Below are 12,502 nucleotides of genomic sequence, written 5' to 3'. Positions count from 1 at the left end.
TTGGTAATTTTTTGAAGGTGATACTAAATGCGTTCAAGAGATGAAATCTCAGAACTAATTGAATCATATATCATAGAGAATGGTCTCACGCCAGGCGATAAGCTTCCTTCTGAGCGCGATATGTGTGAGCTTTGGGATTTAAATCGAATGACGCTTCGCAATGCGCTTTCGCGTCTTGCGCATTTTGGTGTAGTGGTAAGTAAGGTTGGACTTGGAACTTTTGTAGCGCAGCCTAGGATGGTTCGAAATCTTCAGGATACGATAGGGTTCAGCCAGGCAGTTTCAGAATCTGGATATACGCCATCGCATTTGGTAATTGGCTCTCAAATTATTGAAGCAAATAAGTATGCAGTGAGACACCTCCATGTCATGCTTGCTTCCCCTGTTTTGGTGTTGAGAAGAGTTAATTTAATTGACGAATGTCCAGTTTCAATTGAGACTACTTGGGTCAATGCTAGGGATTGCCAAGGTATCGAGAAATATGACTTTGCAAAGGATTCTTTATATCGCGTTCTAAAAGAAGTCTATGGTATCGTTCCGAAAACAGGTTCTGAGAAAATTAGTATCACCAAGGTGGATGAAGAAGAGTCAGAAATTTTGAATGTTCCTCTTGGCACATCTGCCTTTTTCCAAACAGGACTTATTCAAGATGAAAAAAATAATCCTGTAGAATTTTTTAAAAATATAGTATTACCTCAACATATTATCTTCGGTACGGAGCTTAGACGTACCGACACGTACGGGAGCGAAGGGTAAATGAGTGCTGTAGACGAAAACTCACCTATTTATTTGCAACTTCGCGAAGTTGTTCGTGATCGAGTGGATTCAGGAGAATATCCACCAGGATGTCTTATTCCCTCTGAAAATGCTCTTGCAAAGACGTATGGAGTAAATCGTCTAACAGCCAGAAGCGCTCTCGATGCGCTTGTTGAGGAGGGTATTCTCAAGCGTGTTCAGGGAAAAGGTGCTTTTGTTGTCGGAAGGCGTTTGGTACGTGATCTCGACAACCTGACAGGTTTCCGTCAGTCGATCACTGACAGCAAAGCACAGGCAGGTATAAAGATTTTGGGCAAAGAGGTTCGTAAGGCTAAGGCGCTCTATGCAGACAGACTAGGAATAGACCCTGACGATGACATTTATGCTATCAAACGCCTGAATCTTGCAAACGGCAAGCCCGTTTCTTTGGAATATACCTATATCCCTTGTAAGCTCGTGCCCAATCTTATGGAAATAGATCTTGAGGTTTTCTCTCTCTATGACGTTTATGGGTTTAACGGAGAAGAGCCCGTTCGGGCTTGGGAGACTCTCGATATTGTCCCAATTGAACCTCGTGCTGCTCGTTCTTTAGGTGTTGAAGCAAATAAAGACGTACTACTGTTGACCTGCATAAGTTATGACAGAAGTGGCCGTGTAATCGAATATATGCGCTCTTTCAACCGTAGCGATATGTGTCACTTTACCGTAAAAAATGGAGAACACTTGGTCTAGTTGTCATCAATTCTAGGTCCCAAAACTGAATTCTTTTTAAAAGAGACAGTAAACTTTTGGAGGATAATATGTCTGAAATTTATTTCATGGGCATCGATACTGGAACTTTTGCAAGTAAAGGCGTTATTATCGACGCCGAAGGCACTGTTATTGCCGAAAGTGCAACTGAGCATGGGATGGAAAACCCCCAGCCTAATTTTTATGAGCATGATGCCGAGGCCGTCTGGTGGCATGATTTCTGCACAATCAGCAATGATTTGATTAAAAAGAGTGGGATCAATCCAAGCGATATTAAGGGTGTTGCTGCAAGTGCACTTGGTGCGGACTGCCTACCAGTCGATGAAAATTGTAAACCACTTCGCAAAGCAATTCTTTACGGTATTGATGCCCGTGCACTTGATCAATGCAAAGAGCTGACTGAACTTTACGGCGAAGATCAGATACGTGAGTGGTTTGGTCGTCCTCTTGGCTCATCTGACGTTATGCCAAAGATTCTTTGGATTAAAGAAAATGAGCCTGAAGTTTATGCTCGCACTCACAAGTTTCTGACAGGCTCTAGCTACATCACAGCAAAGCTTACTGGTGAGTATTATGTAGATAAGTTTTTGGGATTAGCAAGCTTCAATCCTCTGTATGATGCAGATGGAACGCCTAATCCAAAGCTTTGCGAGCCGATTTGCCGCCCCGATCAGCTGGCTAACGTTGCTGATACGACCGCTATCGCGGGTACCATCACAGAGCAGGCTGCTCGTGAAACTGGCCTTGCAGCTGGCACCCCAGTAACAGTGGGTACCGACGACTCTGGGGCAGAAGGAATTTCTTGTGGTATTGGCCGACTTGGCGATCTGATGCTTCAGTTTGGCTCCTCAATTTACATGTTCCTCGTCGCAGACCGACTTGTAAATGACGATCGAATCTGGCGTGAGCGCTTTATTATTCCTGGTACCTTTGATGTTTCCGCAGGTACCAATACTGCAGGAACTCTAACGCGCTGGATGCGTGATGAGTGCTATAGGGACTATAAAGAAGCAGAAGAAAATGGCGGAATCAATGCCTACCAGGCAATGTCTGCCGATGCTGAGAAGATTCCTCTGGGAAGTGAAGGGCTCCTCTGCCTACCCTATTTCGCTGGTGAGCGCACTCCTATTAATGACCCTGATGCTCGTGGTATATTCGCCGGCTTTAATCTTGCTCATACACGCGCACATCTCTATCGCGCATGCTTAGAGGGTGTTGCTTACTCAATTAATCAGCACTTCAAGATTTTTGAGGAAGACGGAGTTCCTGTTCGTCGCGTTATGGCTGCAGGCGGCGGAACAAAGAGCGCTTTGTGGATGCAGATTGTTGCCGATGTCACTGGCAAGTCAATTTCTGTACCAGCGATCGGTATCGGTGCAAGCTACGGCGATGCAATGATGGCAGCAGTAGGAACAGGCATCTGGAATGGCTTTGACGAGCTTGCTAGCAAAGTGAAACCCGGCGTTACTTACGAGCCAAACATGGAAAACCACGAAGCATATAAAAAGTATCAGCAGCTATTTGATGAGCTTTATCCTGCGACAAAAGAGCTGGTACACAGGCTTATTAAGTAAATTATTTGAACTTTTGTAATTGTAGTTAGGAGAGTAGTTAATATGCTTTGGACTGATGAACTATTTGGTACAAAAAAGCCAATCATTTCTATGCTTCACCTTGATGCACTTCCTGGAGATCCACGGTTTGGGAATAGGACCGTTTCGTCTGTTGTTGAACATGCAAAGCGAGATCTCGAGGCTCTTCAAGAGGGCGGCGTAGACGGAATTATTGTTTCTAATGAGTTTTCCCTTCCTTATCAGCGTAAGATGAGCTTTGTCACCCCTTCTACAATGGCCTACATTATCGGTCAACTGAGGAGCGAGCTGTCTTGTCCCTTGGGAGTAGATGCTATTTCTGATGGTCTGGCATGCATCGAGCTTGCAGCTGCAGTAGAGGCAGATTTTGTACGTGGAACATTCTCAGGTGTCTATGTCGGCGATGGCGGCTTCTATAACAATGACTTCTCCATGTTGATGCGCCGCAAAGCCGAACTTCATCTAGATAATTTGCGCATGCTGTACTTTATCAACCCTGAGTCTGACCGGAATCTTGATACGAGGTCTTTGGCAGACATTGCTTCATCTACTATTTTTAAGGTTCATCCTGATGGGCTATGCGTTTCGGCAAGCGCGGCAGGTGCTGATGTTGACGAGGCCTTAATTGCTTCAGTAAAAGAGAAGAATCCTGACGTGGCCGTTCTTGTGAATACTGGTTGCCGTCCAGATACAATTGAAGCGAAGCTTGCTTCAGCAGATGCAGCTGTGGTTGGGACATATTTTAAAGATGGTGGTCGCCTTGAAGATGAGTCGCTAGAAAACGTCCGCGTTGACGTTGAGCGTGTTAAGGAACTCATGAAGGTTGTCCATGAGATTCGACTGAAGGTGTAATTTCGTAATAGTACATACCAAGCGAGTTAGGTTTTAATTAAAACAAGATTTATAAACCTGAGAGTTACAAAGTTGCTTATAGGGCAAATGTGAGTTTAGTTAAGAGGTGCTGACGCAGGTCAGCACCTCTTTTTTGGGGAATTCTCTTGCAAGTTTGTTCTGCTGAAATCACCGCAATGACGTAAGTGTGAGGGAGCATAACGAGGCAAATCACCTCGTTATGCACAAGGGGTTTACTTATTGATTTGAGGTCTCATTGCCCGTGTCTGTTTGCGATGAGGTATTTTCATCGGTATTGCTTGTGTCAGAGTTGTTATCGTTGTTGTCCGAGCTGCCATCTCCTGTGTCGCCTTGAGAAGCAGCAGCTACCGAGTACAGTGCGCTTGCACTTGAGCTGATGGTACCTGCATCCCAGCTGTGGGAAGATACCGCCGATGAAGTGGGATCATACACGACAAGCGAGCCATCATTGCCGTAGCCAATTACCAGTATCCAATGTGCCGATGCTGTAAGGCTATCGTCTTTTACTTGTACCAAAGCAGGACTTCCATTGCCCAAAATCGAGTGTAGATTATCCTTGCTCACTTCCATTGAAGTAATGCTGAGACCCACCGTTGAGATGCCCTTGTCAAAGAAGGACGTTGCCATGCCCGTGTCACCAGAATCTGCACCTGCGTCAGCAATTGCTTTGGCAATCGTGGCGGGAGTCTGGTTGGTTTTACCAGTGAGCCCCATATAAGCCATGGCAAGTGAAGTGGGACCAGACCCCGTGACACCAAGAGCACCGTCACCAAAATCAACATTACCCCAACGAGAATCCCAATTAAAAAGCAAAGGATAGCTGCCTTTTTCAACAGTGTCTTCATAGGCACCACTGGTGTGGTCGGCATCGGGGTAGGTGAGAACAAACTTAATAGCATTAGGCTCGTTAACAGCCAGATCAACCATGCGGCTATCTTTATATTTATCAGCATTTTTAGCAATCTTGTACAAGCTGTCAGCGTTATCCAAAGCAGGAGTGAGCTTACTGGTGATGTCAGGAGACGCACTTGCTGAGACCCTCGCGTCCTGAGAGTTGACCGAACTAGTTGAATTGTCTTTTTTGCCTGCTCCAGAAGTACATCCGCGGACACAGCTTGAGATAGCAAATATCAAAATAAGCAGAGCAATAATGCCGCCAGCAAGGATGAGGAGGCTACGCTGATCTAGATTAGAAAGCAGACCGCCTTTGCGGCCACTAAAGTTGATGCCGCGCTGGCGCAATGAGTATCCCGTGTCATGTCCGTTGATGGTGCGATAATTGCGGTTGGAGCGGTAGGGGCGTTGACCGCCACGCCTGTCAGGAGAAGCACTCTGTCCAGAACGGTATCCACGACGAGCACCTTGTCCTACTCCACTATTGCCAGAAGAAGAACGTAGGCGAGCAGGACGATTGGAATAGCCGTTAGAACGCGGACGCGAACCGCCACGGTTTGAATCTGCATAATTGGACATGGAAATCCTCTCAGCTATAACTTTGCTGCTCTATGAGGCTTAGCAGCTTAGTGCCTTGTATTCCCTATCTATAGTAGGACAAGCTTGCAGATCTAGCTAAGAAAAAATAAGTGAATGGTAATGCATGTTTTTTATGAAAACTAACATATTTAGCCACTAAGAATATTTTTTGAGAATTCTTTCGCGGATTTATAAGAGCTTTATGTATAGCTAAGTTATGTGCAAAAGACGTGTAAAACTCCGTTTGTCCCCTTGGTTCTTACCGCTTGCCGCTCGTTCAAACGTAAAGTTTAATTATTCGATTATTAAGTAGGTATGATGCATAGTGGCTTTGTCTCATCCAGCTCAAATGAGAAGGTATTGCAGACTTTGGTTTTGAGATTTATGCATACATATTGGATTTGTGGGGTTGATTATGGTGAAAAGACGCAACAGTAGGCAAGATGCTATTCGTGATATTGTCCGTGGCAAGTCCATCCGTACACAGCGTGAGTTAGTTGATGAATTGCAAGATATCGGATACAAATGCACCCAGGCTACCGTTTCGCGCGATATTACCGATATGGGATTGCGTAAGCTCTCCGAAGGTATTTATGTGCTTGCAGAAGACCTGCATCTCCAGCGTATGGTTTCTGGATTTGTGCTCAGTGTTAATCGTGCTCAGAATCTTTTGATTATTAAAAGCCAGCCGGGTACTGCTCCGGGTGTCGCTGCTGCTGTTGATGCGGCAGCTTTGCACAATGTCTGCGGATCCGTTGCTGGTAACGATACAGTGCTTGTAGTTTCAACCGATGATGAGGCAGCAATCGAACTGCTCCATCTCATAGACAAACTGCGTAGTACGCACAGATAGCGTTCAAGGATACAATACAAAGGGACAGATGAAAGCAAGAGCTTTTCAGTGGATGTAGGCATGGAAACAAAAAAGCACGCTCGATATCGAGCGTGCTTTTTTTAATCAGTATAGGGATCATAGGTAACTGCTAGTTACCCGCAGGCACCTCTTGTTGCTGTCCACCACCATTATTGTCGGTGTTTTCAGGAGTCGTGGCGCCGCCTCCATTATTAGAATCAGTCTGACCGTTGTTCTCGGGATTTTCAGTGTCCTGCTCATCCGTGGACTCTTCGGTCTCTTCTTCGACTTCGTATTCCACGGTATAGGTACGAGCAAAGTCCCAAGCGCTATTGTCCTTGTATGTAGGCTTTTTATCTGTGGTGGGGAACTCTTCACGTGCCACGCCTTTGAGAATGGCATTTGTGAAGCCTACAAAGATGGGGCAAGCGGTGTTATAAGGATGCAGGTAGCTGCCATGCACCAAGATAGGGGTATCATCCTCGTTGCCCACCCATACAGCAACTGAAACCTGAGGTGTGTATCCGCAAAACCATAGGTCACGGAAGTCCTCGGTTGTGCCGGTTTTACCAGCGATGGGCTGGTTGTAGTTGGTAGTGTAGGAAACAACATTTGCCGTACCACTGCCACTCGTGACAACAGTTTGCAGCGCCTCAGTTGCAGCCTGAGCAATCTCTGCAGGCACCGTGCGCTTAGCGTCATCTTTATGCTCGTAGACGATATTGCCGTTACGGTCTTCGATACGTGTAATAGCCACGGCATCATGGTGGATACCGCCCGTGGCAAGGGTGGCATAGCCTTCTGCCATTTGAATAGGAGGCACGCCCGCGGTACCCAAAGTAATGGCAGGATAAGCAGGCAGGTCAACATCAATGCCCATATCATGGGCAGCAGTTACAATCTTGTCGGCACCAATACCCATAGCAACCTGTGCAAAGCCGGTATTAGAAGACACCGCAAGCGCCTGTTGCAGAGTCAAAATACCAAGATTTTCGTTGCCGTAGTTTTGTACCTTCCAAGTGCTTGTAATCTGCTGCGGAGAGCTACAATCCAAGTAAACATTGGGGTTAACACCTGCTTCAAGCGCTGCTACCAGCGTAAATGCTTTAAAACTCGAACCAGGCTGACGTCTTGCTTGGGTAGCCATGTTGTACTGGCTCTTCTTGTAGCTTCTGCCGCCGACCATAGCTTTGACATAACCTGTACCAGGGTCAATAGCGCACAGCGCCGCTTGTAGTTGGTCATCATCAATGGTCTTGAGCTGGTCGGCTACGGCTTCCTCGGCAGCTTTTTGCCAATTAAGATCAAGTGTGGTGTAGACCTTCAGACCGCCTTTAAGGATAAGATCCTGGTCAAAGTCCTTAAGTAGTAGTTCGCGGACATAGTCGGTGAAGTAGGGGCTAGAGCTGTCAGATTCTTTGAAGCTGCCTAGGTTGAGTTTGATATCTTCACCCTTAACCTTGTCATGATCTTCCTTGCTGATGTCGCCAATTGCCAACATACGGTCAAGTACGTGGTTGCGGCGTTTCTTGCAGGCTTCCATGTTGACCGTGGGATCAAAATAGGCAGGAGAGTTGGGGATGCCAGCTAAAGTTGTGGCTTCATTGAGATCAAGGTCTTTGGCGCTCTTATTAAAGTAAGTTTTGCTTGCCGCTTCGATGCCGTAAGCACCATGACCATAGTAGATGGTGTTGAGATACATCATCAGAATCTGGTCTTTGGTGTAGGTCTTTTCCATTTGAATGGCAATATACGCCTCGCGGACCTTGCGTTTGAGACTCTGCTCAAATTGCTCATCAGATAAGACAGTATTGCGGACGAGCTGCTGAGTGATGGTAGACGCGCCCTCAGAGCGGCCAGCAAGCTGCGAGACAACAGCTCGAGCAATACCCTGTGGGTCAACACCATTGTGCTTGTAGAAGCGCTCGTCTTCAACGTCAACGGTGGCCTTGAATACGGCATCTGCTACGTCAGCCTGCTTTACAGAGTGACGGTTTTGCAGATAGTACTCAGCCATGACCGTGCCATCAGAGGCGAGTACCTGTGTAGGTTCTGCCACGAGATAGGCATCGGCCGACTGATAGTCAGGTAGATCCTGGAGCCAGCTTGAAACAAGTGCTCCAAGAGAAATACCCACGGCAGCGGCGAATAAGGCTAAAAAGCCAAAAACGCCAACAATTCCAAAGCCGACGATATGTGTGCGCGAATGCAGACGGGCCCTGCGCGTACGAATGCCCATGCAGTCCTCCTTGGGGAAGCGACATTTGCTTCAACATTATAAAGGTTCGATCGCGCCTGTCCTGCTAGAGTAGGAGAGTCCATCCTTCAACTAATTTATTGTGGTGCGATGGTAGTTAATAACATCTCGGGAGGTTTGTTGTGTTATCGGTAGAAGAGCAGCTCAAGGTAATTACTTCGGGAACTATGCAGATTGTTCCTTTAGATGAGCTCAAAAAGAAACTCGAACGTGGAGTTCCTTTGAATATAAAGCTAGGTGTCGACCCTACCTCGCCTGACCTGCACTTAGGCCATGCAGTGCCTCTGCGCAAGATGCGTCAGTTTCAAGATCTTGGTCACAAGGTAACGCTCATTATTGGTAATGGTACAGCGCTCATCGGTGATCCTTCGGGTCGTGATTCTACTCGTCCTCCTTTAACGGAGGAGCAGGTCGAAGCCAATGCTGCTACCTATGTTGAACAAGCTCTCAAGATTTTGGATCCCGAGCGTACGCAAATTGTTCACAATGGCGAATGGCTAAAACCTTTGGATTTGGGCTCAATGCTCGGTCTGATGAGCAAATTCAATGTTGCTCGCATCCTTGAGCGTGAAGACTTTCACAACCGCTACACAAATGGTATGCCAATTGCGCTGCATGAGTTTATCTATCCTGTGCTGCAAGCCTATGACTCGGTGGTTATCAAGGCTGACCTTGAGATGGGCGGTAACGACCAGATTTTTAATCTTCTTGCTGGTCGCGATTTGATGGAAAAATCTGATATGGAACCACAGGTAGCTCTTACGATGCCGCTGCTTGTGGGCCTTGACGGTGTTAAGAAGATGTCCAAAAGCTATAAGAACTATGTTGGCTTGACGGACCCTGCTGATGAAATGTTTGGCAAACTCATGAGCATTAACGACACCGTTGTGCCTATGTATTACCGTCTTTGCTCAACACTTCCTGTCGATGAGGTCGATGCAATTGATGCTGCTTATGCAGATGGCACAGCTGACCCTTATCAGCTTAAGCGCGCACTTGCTCGCAATATTTGCGATCTCTACCACGGTGAAGGTGCGGGCAAAGCTGCACAAGCTGCTTTTGATGCTCAGTTCAAGAAGGGCGAGCTGCCTGAAAATATTGCTGAAGTTAGTGTGGATTTGACTCCCAACGACCAAGGCAAGATTTATCTTGCCCGAGTCCTTGCCGAAGCAGGACTTTGCGCTTCGGCAGGCGATGCACGTCGTCAGATTGACGGTGGCGGAGTCAAAATTGATCAGATTGCTGTTGCTGCAAAAAATTACAACATTGATCCCGAGCGGCTGCATAGCGGCTGTGTTGTACAAGTTGGCAAGCGCAAGTTTGCTCGTCTTGCCTAAATGCAGGAGTGAAAGATGACCAATCAAGTTGGCGCTTTGCAGATACCTGAGCTGCTGGCGCCCGCTGGTGGCCCTGAGGCATTTTATGCGGCGCTAGCCGCTGGAGCCGATGCAATTTACTGTGGTCTTGGGAGCGATTTTAATGCGCGTCGAGGTGCACATAACTTCTCTGATGAGGAGTTTCGTGAAGCCTGTCGCGTTGCTCATATTGCGGGTGCACGGGTCTACGTAACACAAAATGTCGTTATTAAGGAAAACGAGCTGGAGCGGGCGGTACGCTGGGCTGCTCATGCGTGGGTACTTGGTGCAGATGCAATCATCGTGCAAGACTGGGGCCTCATGTCGGAACTGCGTCGCCGTCGTCCTGACATCGAAATTCATGTATCTACTCAAGCAAATCTGCATGACGAGCGTGCTGTGGCATGGGTGCGAGATGTGCTTGGGGTAGAGCGGGTGACACTGTCACGCGAGTTGTCCTTGGCCGAGATTTCACGCATTGCACAAGAGGGTGTGGAACTTGAAAACTTTGGACATGGTGCGCTCTGCTTTTGCTATTCAGGCATTTGCAAGCTGAGTTCGTCGGTAGGCAACCGTTCGGCAAACCGTGGCCTTTGCGCGCAGCCTTGCCGTCTGCTTTATGATCTGGTGGATAGTAAGGGTCGTGTGATAGCAGTAGATGGACGCACGCGACCGCTTTGTCCTAAAGATTACTGCACCATAAGTGATTTAGCTGCGCTTTCACAAGCAGGGCTTGCTTCCCTTAAGGTAGAAGGGCGCATGAAGGCCGCTGATTATGTGTGGTCAGTAGTCTCTGCTTATCGCGGGGCGTTAGATGATATTGCTGCAGGACGCACGCCTCGTCAGGACGATATCAATCGTCGTCGTGACTTGCTCTTACGTTCCTTCAATCGTGACTTTACCGATGCATATCTTAGAGGTCATTCTGGCGATGAGATGATGAGCTATGACCGCTCAAATAACCGTGGTGAGCTGGCAGGGGAGGTACTTGCGAGTCGCGATCTTGGGAGTTTTAGGCGGGTTCAGGGCGGTTCTGCAGGTGGTCGCGAGCGTACGCGCATGCATCACGAGGCTGAAGTCACGCTGCGCGTTGATGTACCAGTGGGCAAAGGTGATTTGCTTGAGTTGAGACCGCTTGAAGATCCCTCGCAGTTCTTGACTACCTTGGCATCAAAAGATGTACGACCGGGAGAGATTCTCACATGCCGCACGGTACGCACGCTGCCTGAGGGGAGTGTGGTGCGCGTTATTCGTTCGCAAGCAGCACTGGATGCTTCGGCTTTGGCGGCACGACCCAGCGCTGCTCCCAAACGTGCGGTAACAATGCGGGTCAAAGCGCACAGGGGTATGCCACTTACTGTTGAAATGAGCTGCGTGGATGGTTCTGCTTCCGTGTGTGCAGAAGGCGATTTGGTTGAGGCAGCCCGTACCAAAGCCGTGACTGCTGAGGATTTGGCGGAGCATGCGGGTAGATTGGGTAACTCTGCGTTTGAAGCGCGAGCCATAGATGTTGAGCTTGATCAGGGAGTGGGTCTAGGTTTTTCTTCCCTGCATAAGCTGAGATCAAGAGCTTGTAGATTGCTTGAAAAAGAATTGCTTTCAGACTATGAGGCACGCTCCGAAAATGTGGGTGTAGGGCTGCGTGGTCCTCGTGAAAAAGCTGCGTTACGTGCTGATATGAAACCAGCGAAGACTGCAGAAATCTGTGCGTTGGTGGTAACGCCTGAGGCAGCTCGCATAGCATTGGCCGCTGGTGCTCATCGCGTGTATGTGCGTGATGATCAATTGACCGATTCAACGCTTTCAAATTGGCCTGACAAGGTGATTCCTTGGCTTGATGAGGTTTGCCGTCAAGCAGATCATAGGCGTATTGATAGTTATATTGTGCCAGGTGGCGAACTGGCAGTAGGCAATGTATCCGAGCTGGCAGCAGCTGTTGATAGAGGTGCGCAGCCTGAGATTAGGGCATGTATTCCTGTACACAATGCAAGCTGTCTCTCTTGGCTTGAAGCCCAGGGTGCGCAGGGTTTTTGGCTGTCATCGGAGCTTTCGCTTGAGGAGATACGTCAGATTGCTTCCCAAGCAAAGACTCCTGTGGGTGTGACCGTATCGGGTCGTATCCGTGCAATGACGAGCGAGCATTGCATTTTGCAGGCGGCAGGGCACTGTATAGAGGATTGTGCGCGCTGTGAACTACGCAAACAACGTCTGTCTTTGCGTAGTCTTGATGGCTCTTTGCTGCCCGTACGTACAGATTTGCAGGGGCGCTCAAGACTATATGCTGCTCGTCCTTTGGATTTGACACCAGAGATAGGGGAGCTGCTTTCCGCTGGAGTAAGACGTTTGATGGTCGATTGCACTTTGTTAGGTGAGCAGGAAGTGGGCAGCGAACTCAGGCGTATCCAAGCGACACTTTTGGCAGCGCAGACGGGTAAGCGTCCTGCTTCGCGCCTTGCGGGAAGTGATACAGGGCATCTATTTAGTCCGATTGATTAGACGCCAGGTGGACTTTTCGTTTTTGTGAGTATCTCTGGTAGCTATGACGTCTTGGTTGGAGCAGATTTGGCATTCGTGTAAAGAAAGATACCAGTGC

Annotated in this window: 9 protein-coding genes; 7 read left to right on the top strand and 2 right to left on the bottom strand. The window is 48.0% G+C overall.

What is annotated here, in order from left to right; all coding sequences use genetic code 11:
- Positions 1-27: 27 nt before the first annotated feature.
- The 4 genes from BN4314_RS01220 to BN4314_RS01205 all read left to right on the top strand — a co-directional run bounded on the left by BN4314_RS01220 (position 28) and on the right by BN4314_RS01205 (position 3,950).
- Positions 28-756 carry a GntR family transcriptional regulator gene (locus BN4314_RS01220; protein ID WP_068539333.1) on the top strand — a complete coding sequence of 243 codons (729 nt, stop codon included), beginning with the start codon at positions 28-30 and terminating at the stop codon, positions 754-756.
- Positions 757-1,488 carry a GntR family transcriptional regulator gene (locus BN4314_RS01215; RefSeq protein WP_068539331.1) on the top strand — a complete coding sequence of 244 codons (732 nt, stop codon included), beginning with the start codon at positions 757-759 and terminating at the stop codon, positions 1,486-1,488.
- Positions 1,489-1,556: 68 nt separating this feature from the next.
- Complete coding sequence (locus tag BN4314_RS01210; protein ID WP_068539329.1) at positions 1,557-3,080, top strand: FGGY-family carbohydrate kinase; 1,524 nt, start codon at positions 1,557-1,559, stop codon at positions 3,078-3,080.
- A gap of 42 nt (positions 3,081-3,122) precedes the next feature.
- Complete coding sequence (locus BN4314_RS01205; protein WP_068539327.1) at positions 3,123-3,950, top strand: BtpA/SgcQ family protein; 828 nt, start codon at positions 3,123-3,125, stop codon at positions 3,948-3,950.
- Between the two features lie 237 nt (positions 3,951-4,187).
- Here BN4314_RS01205 and BN4314_RS01200 read toward each other — a convergent pair whose 3' ends face one another.
- A complete protein-coding gene (locus tag BN4314_RS01200; protein ID WP_068539325.1) occupies positions 4,188-5,444 on the bottom strand; it encodes a C39 family peptidase in 1,257 nt (418 codons plus the stop codon).
- Positions 5,445-5,859: 415 nt separating this feature from the next.
- Here BN4314_RS01200 and BN4314_RS01195 point away from each other — a divergent pair, with 415 nt between their 5' ends.
- Positions 5,860-6,297: an arginine repressor gene (locus BN4314_RS01195; RefSeq protein WP_068539323.1), complete on the top strand. Its 438-nt coding sequence runs from the start codon at positions 5,860-5,862 to the stop codon at positions 6,295-6,297.
- Between the two features lie 130 nt (positions 6,298-6,427).
- Here BN4314_RS01195 and BN4314_RS01190 read toward each other — a convergent pair whose 3' ends face one another.
- Positions 6,428-8,536 (bottom strand): transglycosylase domain-containing protein, encoded by a 2,109-nt coding sequence (locus tag BN4314_RS01190; RefSeq protein WP_068539320.1) that lies wholly within the window; start codon positions 8,534-8,536, stop codon positions 6,428-6,430.
- 140 nt (positions 8,537-8,676) lie between these two features.
- Between BN4314_RS01190 and tyrS the strand changes: the two genes are divergently transcribed.
- Positions 8,677-9,891, top strand: coding sequence for a tyrosine--tRNA ligase (gene tyrS, locus BN4314_RS01185; protein WP_068539318.1), 1,215 nt, complete (start codon positions 8,677-8,679; stop codon positions 9,889-9,891).
- Positions 9,892-9,906: 15 nt separating this feature from the next.
- Positions 9,907-12,405 (top strand): U32 family peptidase, encoded by a 2,499-nt coding sequence (locus BN4314_RS01180; RefSeq protein WP_068539316.1) that lies wholly within the window; start codon positions 9,907-9,909, stop codon positions 12,403-12,405.
- The last annotated feature ends 97 nt before the right edge of the window (positions 12,406-12,502 follow it).

It is taken from the genome of Olegusella massiliensis, assembly GCF_900078545.1.
GTDB classification, from domain to species: domain Bacteria; phylum Actinomycetota; class Coriobacteriia; order Coriobacteriales; family Atopobiaceae; genus Olegusella; species Olegusella massiliensis.
This window is presented reverse-complemented; position numbering and strand designations above follow the sequence as displayed.